At 34.8% G+C, this 18660-nt stretch carries 15 protein-coding genes; 9 read left to right on the forward strand and 6 right to left on the reverse strand.

Features of this window, described 5'->3' with window-relative positions; all coding sequences use genetic code 11:
• The first annotated feature begins 55 nt into the window (after window positions 1-55).
• Window positions 56-493, forward strand: a complete 438-nt coding sequence (locus QO182_RS11205) for a retropepsin-like aspartic protease (RefSeq protein ID WP_371540886.1) — start codon at window positions 56-58, stop codon at window positions 491-493.
• A 27-nt stretch (window positions 494-520) separates the two neighbouring features.
• Window positions 521-1261, forward strand: a complete 741-nt coding sequence (locus tag QO182_RS11210) for a hypothetical protein (protein ID WP_371540885.1) — start codon at window positions 521-523, stop codon at window positions 1259-1261.
• 56 nt (window positions 1262-1317) lie between these two features.
• On the opposite strand, the gene odhB is transcribed toward QO182_RS11210, so the two are convergent.
• Both odhB and QO182_RS11220 read right to left on the reverse strand, forming a co-directional pair.
• Window positions 1318-2529, reverse strand: coding sequence for a 2-oxoglutarate dehydrogenase complex dihydrolipoyllysine-residue succinyltransferase (gene odhB / locus QO182_RS11215; protein ID WP_371540884.1), 1212 nt, complete (start codon window positions 2527-2529; stop codon window positions 1318-1320).
• Window positions 2530-2712: 183 nt separating this feature from the next.
• Window positions 2713-5490 (reverse strand): 2-oxoglutarate dehydrogenase E1 component, encoded by a 2778-nt coding sequence (locus QO182_RS11220; protein WP_371540883.1) that lies wholly within the window; start codon window positions 5488-5490, stop codon window positions 2713-2715.
• A gap of 106 nt (window positions 5491-5596) precedes the next feature.
• Here QO182_RS11220 and QO182_RS11225 point away from each other — a divergent pair, with 106 nt between their 5' ends.
• On the forward strand, window positions 5597-6139 hold the full coding sequence (locus QO182_RS11225) for a hypothetical protein (RefSeq protein WP_371540882.1): 543 nt from the start codon (window positions 5597-5599) through the stop codon (window positions 6137-6139).
• 72 nt (window positions 6140-6211) lie between these two features.
• Here the strand turns inward: QO182_RS11225 and QO182_RS11230 are convergent, their stop codons facing one another.
• Both QO182_RS11230 and QO182_RS11235 read right to left on the reverse strand, forming a co-directional pair.
• Window positions 6212-6565, reverse strand: a complete 354-nt coding sequence (locus QO182_RS11230; RefSeq protein WP_371561670.1) for a hypothetical protein — start codon at window positions 6563-6565, stop codon at window positions 6212-6214.
• 62 nt (window positions 6566-6627) lie between these two features.
• On the reverse strand, window positions 6628-7602 hold the full coding sequence (locus QO182_RS11235) for a polyprenyl synthetase family protein (RefSeq protein WP_371561672.1): 975 nt from the start codon (window positions 7600-7602) through the stop codon (window positions 6628-6630).
• Between the two features lie 163 nt (window positions 7603-7765).
• Here QO182_RS11235 and QO182_RS11240 point away from each other — a divergent pair, with 163 nt between their 5' ends.
• The 5 genes from QO182_RS11240 (at window position 7766) to QO182_RS11260 (ending at window position 14703) form a co-directional block, all read left to right on the forward strand.
• Window positions 7766-8308 (forward strand): YceI family protein, encoded by a 543-nt coding sequence (locus QO182_RS11240; RefSeq protein WP_371561674.1) that lies wholly within the window; start codon window positions 7766-7768, stop codon window positions 8306-8308.
• Window positions 8309-8454: 146 nt separating this feature from the next.
• A complete protein-coding gene (locus QO182_RS11245; protein WP_371540878.1) occupies window positions 8455-9054 on the forward strand; it encodes a TetR/AcrR family transcriptional regulator in 600 nt (199 codons plus the stop codon).
• A complete protein-coding gene (locus QO182_RS11250) occupies window positions 9054-10394 on the forward strand; it encodes a TolC family protein (protein ID WP_371561676.1) in 1341 nt (446 codons plus the stop codon). Before QO182_RS11245 ends, QO182_RS11250 begins: the two co-directional genes overlap by 1 nt.
• Before the next feature lies 1 nt (window position 10395).
• Entirely contained in the window at window positions 10396-11460 is a 1065-nt protein-coding gene (locus QO182_RS11255) for an efflux RND transporter periplasmic adaptor subunit (protein ID WP_371561678.1), read from the forward strand.
• Window positions 11461-11526: 66 nt separating this feature from the next.
• Entirely contained in the window at window positions 11527-14703 is a 3177-nt protein-coding gene (locus tag QO182_RS11260; RefSeq protein ID WP_371540875.1) for an efflux RND transporter permease subunit, read from the forward strand.
• A gap of 158 nt (window positions 14704-14861) precedes the next feature.
• Here the strand turns inward: QO182_RS11260 and QO182_RS11265 are convergent, their stop codons facing one another.
• Both QO182_RS11265 and QO182_RS11270 read right to left on the reverse strand, forming a co-directional pair.
• Entirely contained in the window at window positions 14862-15209 is a 348-nt protein-coding gene (locus QO182_RS11265) for a toxin-antitoxin system YwqK family antitoxin (protein ID WP_371561680.1), read from the reverse strand.
• A gap of 353 nt (window positions 15210-15562) precedes the next feature.
• Complete coding sequence (locus QO182_RS11270; protein WP_371561681.1) at window positions 15563-16567, reverse strand: TlpA family protein disulfide reductase; 1005 nt, start codon at window positions 16565-16567, stop codon at window positions 15563-15565.
• A 250-nt stretch (window positions 16568-16817) separates the two neighbouring features.
• On the opposite strand from QO182_RS11270, the gene aspS reads away from it, so the two are divergent.
• Window positions 16818-18569 carry an aspartate--tRNA ligase gene (gene aspS, locus QO182_RS11275; protein WP_371561683.1) on the forward strand — a complete coding sequence of 584 codons (1752 nt, stop codon included), beginning with the start codon at window positions 16818-16820 and terminating at the stop codon, window positions 18567-18569.
• The last annotated feature ends 91 nt before the right edge of the window (window positions 18570-18660 follow it).

The raw sequence follows: 18660 nt of genomic DNA on the forward strand, positions 1-18660 counted from the left end.
GTTGTTTTTTAGATTCTTAGTAATTTAGATTACTTTTGGCTATTAGCTTTGAACTATGAAAAACCTCCACGATATCCTGAAAAAGGAAAAATACAAAAAAATCAAATTTAAAATAACTAAGACACAGCATCTTTTGATAAAAGCAAAAATCAATGGCGTAGTTGGTAACTTTATCCTAGACACAGGAGCATCAAATAGCTGTGTCGGTTTTGAAAGCGTGGACTTATTCCAACTTGAAGCCGAAGACTCGAAAACTAAAGCGTCCGGAGCAGGAGCCACAGGAATGCAGACGCAAACGGCCTCCAATAACACTCTTCAACTAGGTTTATGGAAAGATATCGAGTTCAATTTGGTAATATTCGATTTATCTCATGTTAACGAAGCTTTAATTCAACACAAATCAAAACCGGTGCATGGCATAATTGGTGCCGATGTACTGATGAAAGGGAAAGCAATTGTGGATTACTTTAATTGTTTCGTATATTTACTATAGAAGAAAATGTAAAAAACAGTCAAAAAGATGAAACCTAGTACTAAAATTACAACCCTGTTTATGGGACTGTTTTTATTTTCTTGTTCCCCCGACACTACTGACGAGGGCGTTAACGCAAAAAGGGTTTCGGAAGATTCCTTGTCCAGTAACAAAATCGACACTTCCGTAGTTTGGAATTTTAATGATTTAACGGGATGGGAAGACGCAACACAGATTGGACTTCCAAACTATTGGGTAAAAGACGGCAAACTTACTATTTTCACTAATCCAAACACTTGGGAAAGAACCAAAATTAAAACTCTTTCAACTTTTACCACCGGCACTTATACCTGGAGAGTGTTCATTCCCGAAATGGGAGCTGGAGACATGGCGAGTATAGGTGCATTTTTATATATTAATGATACTCAAGAACTTGATTTCGAAGTGGGCTACGGAAAACAAATTACCCGAAATCTATTAAAAGCAGAACCTGACGATTTAATTGTGTACATGACTTCACAGGGAAATCCATTCCAATCTCATAAAACAAAAATCAAAAGGGGGCAATGGCACACTTTTTCAATGGAACTGACATTAAATTCAAAGCGTAATTACAACCTGAGCTGGATCATCAATGGTGCAAAAGCAGCAACAACAGAGCTTAATTACGGAAACAGAAACAAGTTTAAAATCTTTTGCAGTTTAGAAAATTTAACTTTCATGGGAGACCATATTCCTAAAAATCAGAACAGTGCTATTTTTGATTTTGTCAAATATAGTAGTAAATAAAAAAATCCCGTTTGATTACTCAAACGGGATCTTTTATTTATTTTAAAACAGAGTTCTTACAATTCGAAAGCTCTCTTAGGATTGTTATCCAATAATAGCTCCATTGGGTTTTCTAATGCTTCTTTAATAGCAACCAAGAAACCAACAGACTCTTTACCATCAATAATTCTATGGTCATAAGATAAAGCTACATACATCATTGGGTGAATTTCCACTTTACCGTTTACGGCAATTGGACGTTCAATAATGTTGTGCATTCCAAGTATTCCTGATTGTGGAGGGTTGATAATAGGCGTAGACAACATAGAACCAAATACACCACCGTTAGTGATTGTAAAAGTACCACCCGTCATATCATCAACAGTAATTTGACCATCACGTGCTCTAATCGCTAATCTTTTGATGTCAGCTTCTACACCACGGAAAGTTAAATTCTCTGCATTACGAACAACAGGGACCATTAATCCTTTTGGTCCAGACACTGCGATAGAGATATCACAGAAATCGTAAGCAATTTTATAATCACCATCCATCATTGAGTTAACATCTGGATACATTTTTAATGCTCTAGTAACTGCTTTTGTGAAGAATGACATATATCCAAGACCTACACCAGCGTGTTTTGCCTTGAACTCTTCTTTATATTGATTACGAATCAAGTTGATAGGCGTCATGTTTACTTCGTTAAAAGTAGTTAACATAGCCGTTTCGTTTTTGGCAGTTACTAAACGTTCTGCTACTTTACGACGCAACATTGACAATTTTGTACGCTCAGATGCACGGCTTCCACCAGTAGGAGTACCCATTGATGGCACTGCATTTACAGCATCATCTTTAGTAACTCTACCGTCTTTACCAGTTCCTGTTACAGACGCTGCTGCGATATTTTTTTCGTCTAATATTTTTCTTGCTGCTGGAGAAGGAGTTCCTGAAGCATACGTTGCTGCTGCTGCTACTGGAGCCGGAGCTGCTGCTGGTGCTTCAGCAACTGGAGCTGCTGCTGGTGCAGGAGCTGAACCTTCTGGTTTAGCTGCAGCTGTATCAATTAAACAAACTACTGCTCCTACTGCTACTGCATCGCCTTCTTCTGCTTTTAATGTGATAATCCCACTAGCTTCTGCTGGTAATTCCAGAGTTGCTTTATCAGAGTCAACCTCAGCAATCGCTTGGTCCTTCTCTACATAATCTCCGTCTTGAACTAACCAAGTTGCAATTTCAACTTCTTTTATAGACTCCCCTGGTGATGGGACTTTCATTTCTAAAATCATCTTGTATAATTTTTAAATTATGAATTTTATTGTTTGAATTGTTATAACAACAATTACTGTTTATTTTATGTTTGTATTTTTTAGCCCTGATGATAGCGGCATCCTTTCTTGTCCTGAATTTAGTTCAGGATCCAGAAACAAGTTCTGGACAAGAAAGATACAGCGAACAGCAGGAAATAGCTTCTAAGAATTAAATAAATCTTTATCAAAAACCATTCTTATTGCATCTGCCTGACGACGTTTTGCTCTTGTAGAACTTCCAGCAGCTGATGCAGAATAGGCTTTTAATGACGCTAATCTCCATTTAACTAAATTGAAGTTCATCAACATAAAGCTGTATGCCCCCATGTTTTTTGGCTCTTCTTGTGCCCAAACGTAATCATCTACATTTGGATATTTTGCTATGATTGCTTTTAATTGTTCTACCGGTAATGGGAATAATTGTTCTATTCTTACTACTGCGACATCTTTACGACCGTTTTTCTCTCTTTCGGCTGTAATGTCGTAATAGAATTTACCTGTACAGAACACTAGTGATTTCACTTCTTCTTTGTTTACTGAATCGTCATCAATCGTTTCTTGGAAAAATCCATTTTCGAATTCTTCGATAGTAGACACACATCTTGGATCACGCAACAAACTCTTAGGTGTAAACACAATTAATGGCTTACGGAAATTTGTTTTCATTTGTCTTCTCAACAAGTGGAAAAAGTTAGCTGGCGTTGTACAATCTGCTACATACATATTTTGTCTTGCACAAAGTTGTAAGTAACGTTCCATTCTTCCTGATGAATGCTCTGCTCCTTGTCCTTCATATCCGTGAGGTAACAATAGTACAATTCCGTTTTGGTTGTTCCATTTATCCTCACCACATGAAATATATTGGTCAATCATGATTTGGGCTCCATTACTGAAATCTCCAAATTGTGCTTCCCATATTGTCAAAGTATTTGGGTTTGCTAAGGCATATCCATAATCAAATCCAAGAACACCGTATTCAGACAATAACGAATTAAAGATATTAAAATTACCTTTTTTCCCCTCTAGTCTATTAATTAATGTCACTTCTTCTTCGGAGTCTTCTACTTTTACTACCGCATGACGGTGAGAAAAAGTTCCACGCTCAACATCTTGCCCAGAAATACGTACATCAAAACCTTCTTGTAACAATGACCCATAAGCTAAATGCTCAGCCATTCCCCAATCAAGCTTGTTTGTTTCGAAAAACATTGTTTTTCTGTCGTTGATCAACTTTTGGATTTTGTTGATAAACTTTTTATCTGTTGGTAAATTACAAACAACATCCGCAACCTGAGTCAGTCCTGCTTTTGGGTAAGAAGTGTCTACTTTTTTAAGCATTTGTACATCTGTAACCTGCTCAAATCCTAACCATTCATTTTTCATAAAAGGAGTAATGACTGTCAAGGCTTTCTTACGAGAGGCTTCCAAATTCATTTCCATATCAGATTTGTATTCTTTTTCAAGTCCTTTTACATAAGTGGCGTCAATTACCCCTTCTGCTATTAATTTTTCAGCATAAAGATCTCTAGGATTTTTATGTTTTGCTATAATTTTATATAATACTGGTTGTGTAAAACGAGGCTCATCACCTTCATTGTGCCCGTATTTTCTATATCCTAGCAAGTCAATAAACACATCGCGTCCAAACTGCATTCTGAAATCCAATGCAAAAGACATGGCGTGTACTACTGCTTCAGGATCATCTGCATTTACGTGTAATACTGGTGACAATGTAACTTTAGCTACATCCGTACAATAGGTAGAAGAACGTGCGTCTAAATAATTAGTAGTAAAACCAACTTGGTTATTAATTACAATATGAATCGTTCCGCCTGTTTTGTATCCTTCAAGTTGTGCCATTTGGATAATTTCATACAATATCCCTTGTCCTGCAATCGCAGCATCACCGTGAACGGCGATAGGTAATACTTTTGAAAAATCATCTGGGAAATACTTATCTTGTTTTGCTCTTGTAATTCCTTCAATTACCGCACCTACTGTCTCAAGGTGTGAAGGATTTGGAGCTAAATTGATATTGATTTTCTTCCCTGTGCTTGTTATTTTGTCAGCAGTTAAACCAAGGTGGTACTTAACATCTCCGTCAAAATACTCTTTATCATAATCTTTACCGTCAAATTCTCCGAAAATATCTTGAGTTGATTTCCCGAATATGTTTGCCAATATGTTCAAACGACCACGGTGTGCCATCCCCATCACAAATTGTTCCACTCCCATTTCGGCAGCTTTTTCAATTAAAGTGTCAAGAGCTGGAATTATCGATTCTCCACCTTCTAGTGAAAAACGTTTTTGACCAACATACTTAGTATGTAAGAAATTCTCAAAAGAGACTGCTTCGTTTAATTTATTCAGGATTGATTTCTTTTGATCAATTGAAAAATTAGGTTGGTTGTCATTAACCCCTAATTTATCTTGTATCCAAGCAACAATCTCTGGCTTTCTGATATACATATACTCAACACCAATATGTTGACAATATATAGTATCCAAATGTTTTATAATTTCAGTAAGTGTAGAAGGTACTTTTCCAACTATTTTACCTGCATCAAAAACAATGTTTAAATCCGCTGATGAAAGTCCGAAATTAGTGATGTCAAGCGATGGCTCAAAAATCCTTCTGTCTCTTACGGGATTTGTTTTTGTAAACAAATGCCCCCGAGTACGGTATCCTTCAATCAGTTTTAATACATTAAATTCTTTGTGAAGTTTTTGCGAAATTTGCTCATAGTCCAGATTTCCAGAAGAAGTGGTAGCTGGGCTCTGTGTTGGAATTTCCCCATTGTAAGATTCCATACCAAAGTCGAAACCTTGAAAGAAACTTCTCCAACTTGGCTCTACGCTATCTGGATTCTCTAGGTACTGGTCGTATAATTGTGCAAAAAACTCTGTATGTGCTGCGTTTAGAAATGAAAACCTATCCATAATATTAGTGAATATACTTTTTGTTAAAATAGTTCTGCAAAAGTACAATAATCCGCTAAATTTATATTTACTTTTATATATTAAAATGTTAAAATATTAGATACTTATGAGAAAAAGCAACTATAAGACCTATTTGAAGTCAATTTTGATTGTCATTATCGCATTAATTTCAAATGCCTTGTTAGCACAACAACAAACAATTACATCAAATTCAAGCAGTGATTTTTGGAAAAACGTACAGTTTGGAGGCGGAATCGGCTTAGGTTTTAGTTCTGGCTACACGAACATCTCTTTAGCACCGAGCGTCATTTATAATTTTAATGAATATGTATCTCTGGGTCTTGGTGCGCAATATACTTATGCAAAGCAAAAAGATTATTATGCTTCTCATCTATACGGTGGTAGTATTATAGGATTGTTTAATCCCACACTACAAGTACAGCTTTCTGCTGAATTAGAAGAGCTACGCGTAAATGTTAATTTAGATGGATCTAATAGCAATTCTCATGATTACTGGAATACTGGTTTATTTTTAGGAGCAGGATACCGCAGCGGAAACGTAACAATGGGAGCTCGCTATAATGTGCTCAACGACAACAACAATATTTACGGAAGCGCTTTCATGCCGTTTGTCAGGGTTTATTTTTAAGAAATAAATATAAAATAGATTAAAAAGAAAGAAAATAGAACCGACGTTAGTCTTTGCTCAACCTTGTACCTTCTAACGATATTTATTCCTAAACCAAACTTTTTGCCATTCTCTTTTCAATATTAAAAAAGAGACTTGCTCCGCTAATACAACTAAATCAGAACCATCCATTTTTTTGACTTCATCTTCAGAGACGTCGACGATGTAAAGCAGATTAAGATACTCGGCAAATTTGTATTGAATCAACCTATAAATTTTTTCATGCAATTGAATTTTCAATTCATGAGGAGAAACACTCATAGGAAAATCGATTCCTTCATTTGCAAGATTAAAGTCCTTATTAATTTGTTCAATTAACTTAAGATATAAGGTTTCATTCTCTGCTTCAGCAAGTAATAAGTCAGAATTTTTTGGAGCTATAAACATGGCCATTATGATTGTGTGCTATTGATTTGTAGAATATACATTTTGCTATACAAACTGCAAAATTACACTTTTCGTCCCATTAAACTTTCACCAAAAGCTCTTAAAACCTCTTTTTTATCGTCCTCAATATTCATTTTGTCCAAAGTTTCAAAAGCCTTGAAAGTATAATCGTGTATTGCTTCTTGAGTCACTTTTGACGCGCCTGATTTATTGAAAATTTCTTTTACAGCTTCAATTTTAGCTGCATTATCGTCGAGCTGCATCGAGAACAATTGCAACAATTGCGACGCTTCTTCTTTGGCAGAAAAAGCCATTGCTTTTAAATATAAATAGGTTTTTTTGTTTACAATAATATCTCCACCTACTTGCTTTCCAAAAGTTTTTGGATTGCCAAAAGCATCAAGATAATCATCCTGCAATTGAAAAGCCAAACCTAAGTTTAACCCGAACTCATAAATCAAATCAGCATTTTCCTCAGAAGTTTCAGCAACTATCGCACCCATTTTCATGGCAGCAGCAACAAGAACCGCTGTTTTATATTCGATCATTTTAAGGTATTCTGGAATGGTAACGTCGTCGCGAGTTTCAAAATCAACATCCCATTGTTGTCCTTCGCAAACTTCAAGTGCCGTTTTACTAAATAATTTTGCCAATCGCATAAAAATAACGGGCTCATATTTTTCAAAATATTGATAGGCCAAAATAAGCATAGCATCACCTGATAAAATTCCGGTGTTAATATCCCATTTTTCATGAACTGTTGTGTTTCCACGACGCAAAGGAGCATCATCCATAATATCATCATGGACTAAAGAAAAATTATGAAAAACCTCAACCGCCATCGCAGCCGGAAGTGCTTTCTTATAATCTCCGTTAAAAACCTCTGTAGTCATCAATGTTAGGACTGGTCGAATTCGCTTTCCCCCTAAACCTAATATATAAGCAATGGGGTCATAAAGATTTTCAGGTTCTTTAGTGATAGTCTGCTTTTCTAAATAAGTAATGAAAAAATCCTGGAACTGGTCAATGGCGTGCATAAAACTAATTTTTGGGGCTAATTTACTGCATTCATTCTTGATTACAAACTCCGTTTTTAAATGAAATGAAAAATAAACAAAAATACATCGGAAACTATTTTGGTATCCAAAGTTTCCGTATTACATTTGCACTCAAAATTTAACTTATTGTAATTTATAAATCATGAATGCAACTTTGCCTCTTACAGCTACAAAATGGGCTATTGACCCAAACCAATCAGATGTTCAAATTAAAGCAAGACACTCTATCATTGCCTACATAGCTGGATCTCTTAATAAATTCAAAGGTCATTTAGACATTCATGACGACGAGATCGAAGATGCATCAGTTGAATTTCAACTAGACGTTAAAAGTAAAGACACTAACATAGATCATGTTGACACTCATTTAATGTTAAACGATTATTTAGACATTGATTCGTTTCCTTTTATCAATTTCAAATCAACATCTTTTCAAAAAATAAGTAAGAACATTAATTTCTTAAAAGGAAACCTAACTGTCAAAAACATTACAAAAGTAGTTGAACTTGATGCTGCATTAGTAGGCATAACCACTTATGAAGGAAGAAGAAAAGCATTGTTTGAAATTACGGGGCAAATAAATCGTAAAGATTTTGGTTTGACAACAAATTCTTATAATCATACTGCTGGAATTGCTCTAGGTCAAGAGATTGAACTAATTGCCAACTTAGAATTCACAATTTAAATCTTACAATTTTAAGTTTACGTAACCTTTAAGGAAACTATTTTAACCCTCAAAGTTCCGTATTACTTTTGCATTCAAATTACATTACCAATCGCTTATTGGATTGGAAATAAATCAATACAACAAAATCAATTTCAAAATAAATAATGAAAGAGAAAATAATTAGCAAAGCAAGCGAGATGTTCATAAAGCTGGGCTTTAAAAGCATTACGATGGACGACATTGCAGGAGAAATGTGTATTTCAAAAAAAACAATTTATAAATATTTCTGCAATAAGGAATTACTGGTTGAAGAGAGCACAGCGTTATTACACAAAGAAATACACGAAACGATTGACTCTATTATTCAGATGAATTATAATGCCATTGAAGAGAATTTCAAGATAAGAAAAATGTTTAGCGAAATGTTTCAGTCATCAGCTGACACTTCACCCATATTTCAATTAAAAAAGCATTATCCAGAAATATACGAGAAAGTTATGCTTAAAGAAATTAATGAGTGCTCCATGTGGTTTCAGCAAAATATACAAAAAGGAATTCAAAATGAATTATATAGAGCAGACCTAAGTATTAACACCTATGTTAAATTTTACTACACGTTGATATTTAACATAAATGAAAATACAAAATCCGAAAAAGAAGCCCGAATATTAGAACTGGAAGCATTAGAATATCACACCAGAGCAATGGCAACTCCTAAAGGAATTGAAGAACTAGAAAAAAACTTACTAAACCCAGACATCTAATGAAAAAACTAATTTTATTAACGTTCTTAACATTGGCGGTAACGGCCCACTCACAAGAGGTAAAATCGTTAACCTTGAAAGAAGCAATTAATTATGCACTTGAAAACAAAGCCGATGCAAAAAAAGCAAAACTAAAAGTAGAGAATAGCGAATACCAAATTCAGGAGGTTCGCTCTAGAGCTTTACCACATATTTCAGCAAATGGTAGCTTAACATACAACCCAATACTTCAAACTACAGTTATAGACGGGGCCAGTTTTGGTTCACCAGGAACAAGTATCCAAGCTGTTTTTGGTCAAAAATGGGGTTCCACAGCAGGAATTTCGCTCACACAAAATTTATTTGACCAGTCCGTTTTTACAGGTTTAAAAGCCGCAAAAACAACCCGAGAGTTTTATTTAATAAACGAACAACTTACTGAAGAGCAAGTAATAGAAAGAGTAGCGAATAACTATTATGCCGTGTATGTTCAAAGACAAAATTTAACCGTTTTAGATAGTACTTTCAACAATACTACAAAAGTTAAAAACATTATCAAAGGACAATATGACAATGGATTAGCTAAAAAGATAGATTTAGATCGAATTTTAGTAAAAATATCAAATATCGACACACAACGTCAGCAAGTTTTAAATGCGGTGCAACTGCAAGAGAATGCTTTAAAATTTTATATGGGAATGCCTATTGCAACAGTAATTGAGATTCCGCAAGCTGAGTTTGAAGTAACTCCTCAAGCATTTGCCGAAGCTCCAAATACGGAGATAAGAACGGAATATTTGTTAATGAAAAAACAAGAACAATTATTAGAATTTCAAAAACAATCAATAATGGCAGCATACTACCCTACCCTATCATTGTCTGCTGGATACAATTATATTGGGCAAGGTCCTAAAATGCCTTGGGGAGCAAAACCGTCTGATGGTGTATACTGGTCTGATTACTCTGCCATAGGATTAAACCTAAGCGTACCTATCTTCTCAGGATTTTCTACTCGTTCAAAAATTAGACAAGCAGATGTTGACTTGCGTTCTATCAAGGAAGATTTGGTTGATACTAAGCTTTCTCTTGATTTGGCTTTCGCCAATGCTAAAACGCAAATTGACAACAGCGTTATTACTATCAAAAATCAAAAAAGCAACGTCCAACTTGCTCAAGAAGTACTAGACAATACTAAAAACAATTACATACAAGGATTAACTTCTTTAACTGACTTACTAGATGCTGAAAATGCATTTACAGAAGCGCAAAACAATTATACTGCTGCGGTATTAGACTATAAATTAGCAGAAATTCAATTAATCAAATCTAAAGGAGAACTAAAAACACTTATAAATAACTAATATGAAAAAGAATATTACAATAGTACTGGTAATTGTTGCTGTCTTAGCAGTAATCGGTTATGTTTTAACAAAAAACAAAGAAGAAAACAAAGCTAAAACAGATATTGTTGCCACAAAAAATGCTGCTGTATCCGTTAAAACGACACAAGTAAAAACTGAAGAAATTTCTTTAGACTTTTTAGCTAATGGTAACTTTGAACCAATACAAGAATTGACTTTTTCTGCAGAGAAATCTGGAAAAGTAATCAGTGTTTTAGTAAAAGAAGGTGATTATGTAAACGTAGGACAAACATTAGTAATCGTAAGAAGTGATATTATAAATGTGAATGCACAAACGGCAAAAGCATCTTATGACAATGCAAAAGCGGATTACGCTAGATACGAAAATGCTTTTAAAACAGGTGGTGTTACTAAACAACAATTAGACCAAGCAAAATTAGCGTTGACTAATGCAGGAGCTAATCTAAAACAAGCTAACATTAATGTAGGCGACACTAGAGTAAAAGCACCTATTAAAGGATTTATTAATAAAAAATACATCGAGCCAGGTTCTATATTGACTGGAATGCCAGCCAGCGCAATGTTTGACATCGTGAATTTTTCTAAACTTAAATTAAAAGTTACTGTTAATGAAAGCCAAGTAGCAAGTTTAAAAAAAGGAACTCCTGTTAATGTAACTGCAAGCGTTTTCCCAGACAAAGTGTTTACTGGTAAAATAACTTTTATCGCTGCAAAAGCAGACGAAAGCTTAAATTTTGCTATTGAAATTGAAATCGCAAACAATTCAGATAACAACCTAAAAGCAGGAATGTACGGTACCGCTAATTTTGCCGCTAAACAAAAACAAGAGTTAAAAGTAGTACCTAGAAATGCTTTTATAGGAAGTGTGAACGGCAATCAAGTATTTGTTGTAGAAAATGGAAAAGCTAAACTAAAAAAAGTAGTTGCAGGTAGAATATTAGGGGAACAAGTAGAAATAGTTGACGGATTATCTGATGGAGAAGCTGTAATTACTACAGGACAAATAAACCTTCAAGACGGTAGCTTAGTAGAAATTATCAAATAGTTTTTAGTTATAAAAAAAACTATCCTAATTCTTTATAACCTCTGGGGTTAAACTAAATAAAAACATATGAAATTAGCAGAAATATCCATAAAGCGTCCGTCGTTAGTAATTGTATTGTTTACAATTCTAATACTTGGTGGACTATTCAGTTATAGCCAGCTGGGCTACGAATTGATTCCTAAATTCGAGCAGAATGTAATTACGATATCAACTGTTTATCCAGGAGCGTCTCCTAGTGAAATAGAAAATACTGTTACAAAAAAGATTGAAGACGGAATTGCATCCTTAGAAAATATCAAAAAAATCGATTCTAAGTCTTACGAAAGTCTATCTGTTGTATCGATTACATTGACATCAAATGCAAAAATTGATGTTTCGATGAATGATGCACAACGAAAAATCAATCAACTAATTAGTGATTTACCTGATGATGCCGAAACGCCATCACTTACTAAATTCTCCTTAAGTGATTTACCAATTATGACCATTGGTGCAAACGGAAAAATGGATGAAGCAGAATTTTTTGATTTAATTGATAAAAAAATCACTCCTGTATTATCTCGTGTTGAAGGGGTTGCTCAAGTAAATATAATTGGAGGGCAAGAACGTGAAATTCAGGTAAACCTGGACGCCGATAAAATGCAAGGCTACAACCTTTCTATTCCTGCTGTACAGCAAGTTATTTTAACATCAAACTTGGATTTCCCTACAGGAAACATTCAAACTCGTGATCAAAAAATATTAATTCGTTTAGCCGGTAAGTATAAAAGTATTGACGAATTAAGAAACTTAGTTGTTTCTTCAAAAGATGGAATCGAAATCCGTTTAAAAGATATTGCTGACGTACAAGATACTCAAAAAATAGCCGAAAAAATCTCCCGTGTAGATCAAAAAAGCGCCATCATTTTGCAAATAATCAAACAATCTGATGCAAATGCTGTTGCGGTAAGTGAGGAGCTAGTAAAAAGTATTAAAGCATTAGAAACTGATTACAAAAGCAGTGATTTAAAATTACAAATAGCAAAAGACAGCACCGTTTATACCTTAGAAGCTGCGGACTCAGTATTACACGATTTATTAATTGCAGTAATATTAGTAGCACTTGTAATGTTGTTTTTCTTACACAGTATTCGTAACTCCTTAATTGTAATGGTTTCGATTCCTGCATCCTTGATTTCTACATTCATCGGAATTTATCTTTTAGGATACACTTTGAACTTAATGAGTTTATTAGGACTATCACTCGTGGTGGGTATTCTGGTCGATGATGCCATTGTAGTACTGGAAAATATTTACAGGCATATGGAAATGGGTAAAAACCGTGTACGTGCTGCCTATGAAGGAACTGCCGAAATTGGCGGAACAGTAACTTCGATTACCTTAGTAATTGTGGTAGTCTTTTTACCTATTGCAATGAGTTCAGGATTAGTTTCTAATATCATCACACAGTTTTGTGTTACTGTTATTATTTCGACATTATTTTCCCTTTTAGCGTCCTTTACAATTATACCATGGTTGTCTTCACGTTATGGAAAACTAGAACATATTGAAGGTAAAAATGCATTTGGAAGAATTATTTTAGGATTCGAAAGTTACTTAACACGTTTTACAAACTGGGTTTCAGAACTGTTAGTATGGTGTTTAAACCATTACTTCAAGACTATTGCTGTGGTATTGGTTTTATTCTTCGGATCTACAATAGGATTACTTGGAGGAGGTTTCATCGGTGGAGAATTCTTTGCTGCTTCTGATAGTGGTGAATTTTTAGTTCAAATTGAAATGCCAAAAGACGCCTCTTTAGAGCAAACGAATTTCATGACTCAAAAAGCAGAAGCTTTCTTACAAACCGAAGAATACGTTCACAGTCAGATAACAACTGTAGGACAAACCAGTGAAGGTTTTGGTGCTTCTCAAGCAACTGCTTACAAAGCAGAGATTGATGTAAAAATGATTGAACAAAGTGAACGTAGCGACGGTGCATCAGTATATGCTGCAAAAATCAAACGTAAACTAGAAAAAGTTTTAGTAGGTGCCAAAGTAAAAACAGTTCCCGTAGGTATTTTAGGAACTGCCGAAAATGCAACATTGGGATTAATCGTAACAGGACCTTCTGTAGAAAGTGCGATGAAATTTGCTAAACTAGCAGAAGCCGAATTACGAACTATTCCCGGAACTACTGAAATTAAATTGACCGTTGAAGATGGAAATCCAGAAATCAATGTTCAAGTAGACCGTGATAAAATGGCCGCATTAGGTTTAACACTCCAAACAGTAGGTATGACTATGCAAACAGCTTATAGCGGTAACACTGACGGAAAATTTAGAGCCGGTGAATATGAATATGACATCAACATTAAATACAATGCTTTTGACAGAAAAAGCATCACTGATGTAGGTAATTTAATTTTCATAAATAACTTAGGTCAACAAATTAAGCTAACTCAATTTGCTGCTATCACTGAAGGTTCAGGACCTAGCCAATTAGAGCGTAGAGATAAAACAGCATCGGTAACCGTACAAGGACAAAATGTAGGGGTTGCTTCTGGAACGATTGTAACACAATGGCAAGAGAAACTGGACAAACTTGAAAAACCTGTAGGTGTAAACTACATTTGGGGTGGAGATCAAGAAAACCAAAGTGAAGGTTTTGGTACTTTAGGAATAGCCTTATTAGCTGCAATTGTTTTAGTATATTTAGTAATGGTAGGACTTTACGATAGTTTTGTTCACCCATTTGTAGTACTGTTCTCAATTCCACTTTCATTTATTGGAGCATTATTAGCGTTAGCATTAACAAACAATACTTTAAATATATTTACAATTTTAGGTATCATTATGTTAATTGGTCTGGTGTGTAAGAATGCCATCATGCTTGTTGATTATACAAATCAAAGAAGAGCTGCTGGTGAAAGTATCAGAACAGCATTAATCCAAGCCAATCATGCAAGATTACGTCCTATTTTGATGACTACTATTGCGATGGTTTTTGGGATGTTCCCAATTGCATTGGCTTCTGGAGCTGGAGCAGAATGGAAAAATGGTTTAGCGTGGGTAATTATCGGAGGATTAATTAGTTCATTGTTCTTGACTTTAGTTATTGTTCCTGTAATTTATGAAATCATGGAAAAACTAATTAGCAAGTTTACTAAAGGAGACAAAGTAGATTATGAAGCAGAAATGGTTGCTGATTATGACCATAAAGCATTAAGCGAAGATGGTTTTAATCCAGAGCATACAATTTAAGTATACTTTTAAATAAATCTAAAAGGCCTATTCATTAATTTGAATAGGCCTTTTACTTTAAAATAACATCTTCACTAGAAAAATATCCAAGCTTTTCGATAATTAAAAAAGGCTTTCGTAAATTACGAAAGCCTTTTTTAATTTTATGAATTTTTTACTTATTCAGCACTAACTAAAGGATCATGTTTCCAGTTTTTAACAGAAGCCACTTGATTATTTGAGTAATCCACTTCGCTTAATACTGAATCGTTCCAGAAAAACCACTTCCCTGTTTTTTGTCCTTTATCATATGTTGCTATAGCTGTTTTAGCACCATTAGTATCGTAAGAAGTCCATTCTCCCTGTAGTTTACCGTTTTTATAGAAACCTTCTTGTTGTACCTTACCATTATCGTGAAAATAGGTTGCTTTAACTAATTTCCCAACAGCTTCCAACTTTGGTTTTGTGTTTTGCGCGAAAATCATTCCTGAAATCAACACTGCAGCTATAGTTATATATTTTTTCATGACGTACTATTTTAATTGTTTCTTTAACAAATATAAAATATTATTTACATTTAAAATACAATTTGATAACAATTTAGTAACATTAGACGAAAGCTTAACATTGGAAAACACAAAGCAACCCACTCTAATTACAAAAAAGCTTCCTGTATTGGATTATTTTTCGCTAAAGTAATTAAATGAAATAGTGGGGAGTTAAATTTGAACATCAAATCACACTAACACAGCTAGAAACAATTTAAAAAATAATGAGCCCGATACAATATCGAGCTCATTATGATCAAATTAATTATTAGTCTATTTAAACTATTGCGTTCAATCTATGTCCAACACTTTTCTCCAACCAATAAAAATCCTTAATTCAAAAGCACATCTAGTTCTTTCTCAAGATCAGGAGACGACGGTCTTGCTGCATCGGCTTTCACGATTTTTCCATTGGGATCTACAAGGATAAATCTTGGAATCCCTATAATATTCAAATCTTTAACAAACTGGGAATTCCAGTCATTATCAGCGAAAACCTGAACTCCGCCCAGTTCTTTGCTTTTTACCATCGATTTCCATTTTTCGATATCCTTTAATTTATCAATGGAGATACTCACAAAAGCAATGTTTTTACCAGAGTATTTTTCTTCTACCTTTTTTAAAGACGGAATTTCACCAAGACAAGGCCCACACCAGGTTGCCCAAACATCGATATAAACATATTTTCCCTTAAAATCTTCGAGCTTCGTTTTCCCTCCAGCATAGTTTTCATAATTAAAAGACGGAGCGATTGAACTATTTAACTTATTCGTTTCTAGTACTTTATTGTGATATTCCGTCCCCCTTTCCAAAACTATTTCTATGTTTTTCTTTTGCAGCGATACAAAAACAGGATCTAATTTCCCATTATCCAATTTCAAAAAATCGGCCGTCCTTTTCTCCTTAACCATCTTCGTAAAGACTTCTTCGCTAGAAGCTGTAAGCGTATTATAATCGTATTTTGCTTCCTCTACTGCATACTGTGCCAAAAAGTTATTCTCGCCAGCTCCTATTCCTGAATACATTATTGACTCGTCAAAATCTTGAGCATTCATTTTAAGATTCAAATCGTATCCATTTTTTAGAAAAAGTTCGGTATATTCCTTTCCGTCAAACAGCATATAAAAACCTTCTTCAACAGCAAAAGCACCCTTAAAAATTCCATCTGCACCAACGAACATCTTTTTAATTTCCTTTCCATCATTCCTATTTCGAAAAATAATCGAATCCGTATTTCTGTTCGCAATCTCGGCTTTAAAAGAAACTGTTGCTTTCTTCTGCCCAATACCATTAAAAGAGCAAACTAGTGCCAATGTAATAAAAATTAATTTTTTCATAAAATGTAGTTTTTTTACTGTTAATAAAATCTAATTTAATATTCTTAAGCTAAATAGCAAATTAACAAAAAATTTATTTATTGAAGTTTCTTCGTTTTCGGTGTTAATTTGATTTTTGTCGTTACTTTTGTATCCTAAAATTTTGATAATGTATACAAGTCATAATTGTGGCATTTGAAATTAAAAGGAGGAAGCCCAGCGGGCTTCAGGTATTTTGCATTAGTAAAAACAGCATATAAAAATAAATAAAATGTATAGAAGTCATAACTGTGGCGAACTCAACGCCTCACATATAAACACTGAAGTTACTCTTGCCGGTTGGGTTCAAAAATCTAGAGACAAAGGATTCATGAATTGGATTGATTTGCGTGACCGTTATGGAATAACACAATTGATTTTTGACGAAGGTCGTACCGAAAAAACAGTTTTTGAATTGGCAAAAACATTGGGTCGTGAATTCGTAATCCAGGTTAAAGGAACCGTTATCGAACGTGAAGCTAAAAACAAAAACATCCCAACAGGTGAAATCGAAATTTTAGTTACTGAACTAACTATTTTAAATGCCGCTTTGACGCCTCCTTTCACTATTGAAGATGAAACAGATGGTGGAGAAGACATTCGAATGAAATACCGTTACCTTGACATCAGGAGAAATCCAGTAAAAAACAGTTTACTATTTCGTCACAAAGTAGCGATGGAAGTGCGCAAGTACCTTTCTGATTTAGATTTTTGCGAAGTAGAAACACCATACCTAATCAAATCAACTCCCGAAGGAGCCCGAGATTTTGTTGTTCCTTCTCGAATGAATGAAGGGCAATTTTATGCATTACCGCAATCTCCGCAAACCTTCAAACAATTATTGATGGTAGGGGGAATGGACAAATATTTCCAAATCGTAAAATGTTTCCGTGACGAAGATTTACGCGCAGACAGACAACCGGAATTCACGCAAATTGATTGCGAAATGGCCTTTGTGGAACAAGAGGATATTTTAAATGTATTTGAAGGATTGACAAGACATCTTTTAAAAGAAATAAAAGGCATCGAAGTGGATAAATTCCCTCGTATGACCTACGAACACGCAATGAAAACATACGGAAATGACAAACCGGACATCCGTTTCGGAATGGAATTTGGCGAATTAAACGAAGTGGCACAAAACAAAGAATTCCCTGTTTTCAATGCAGCGGAATTAGTGGTAGCTATTGCAGTTCCCGGTGTTGGAAACTACACCAGAAAAGAAATCGATGCATTAATCGAATGGGTAAAGCGTCCCCAAGTGGGTGCTTCGGGAATGGTTTATGTAAAATGCAACGAAGACGAAACATTCAAATCATCTGTAGATAAATTTTACGACCAAGAAGATCTAGCAAATTGGGCTAAAACTACAGGAGCAAAACCGGGAGACATGATTTTTGTACTTTCTGGTCCTGCGGATAAAACAAGAACACAGTTAAGCGCATTGCGTATGGAACTAGCAACTCGTTTGGGATTAAGAATACCAACAGAATTTGCACCGCTTTGGGTAGTTGATTTCCCATTATTGGAGTTTGACGAAGAAAGTGGTCGTTACCACGCCATGCACCATCCGTTTACCTCTCCTAAACCGGAAGATATGCATTTATTAGAAACAGACCCAGGAAAAGTACGTGCCAACGCCTATGATATGGTATTGAACGGAAACGAAATTGGAGGTGGATCTATTCGTATTCATGATAAAGCAACGCAACAACTAATGTTCAAATACTTAGGCTTCACAGAAGACCAAGCCAAAGAGCAGTTTGGGTTCTTGATGGACGCATTTCAGTTTGGAGCTCCACCGCACGGAGGACTAGCTTTTGGATTGGATCGATTAGTTGCTATTCTTGGAGGACAAGAAACCATACGTGACTTTATCGCTTTTCCTAAGAATAATTCAGGAAGAGATGTTATGATTGATGCACCATCGGCAATTGATGAATCCCAGTTAAAAGAGCTACATATAAAATTAAATATTCAGTAGTTAATCGGTAAAAATTGCCGGAAAACGTTGAATATCAATTATTTTCAAAAAAAAAGAATATTTATTAACAATCATATGATATTAAATATTA

The sequence above is a fragment of the Flavobacterium sp. Arc2 genome (assembly GCF_041431385.1).
GTDB lineage: Bacteria > Bacteroidota > Bacteroidia > Flavobacteriales > Flavobacteriaceae > Flavobacterium.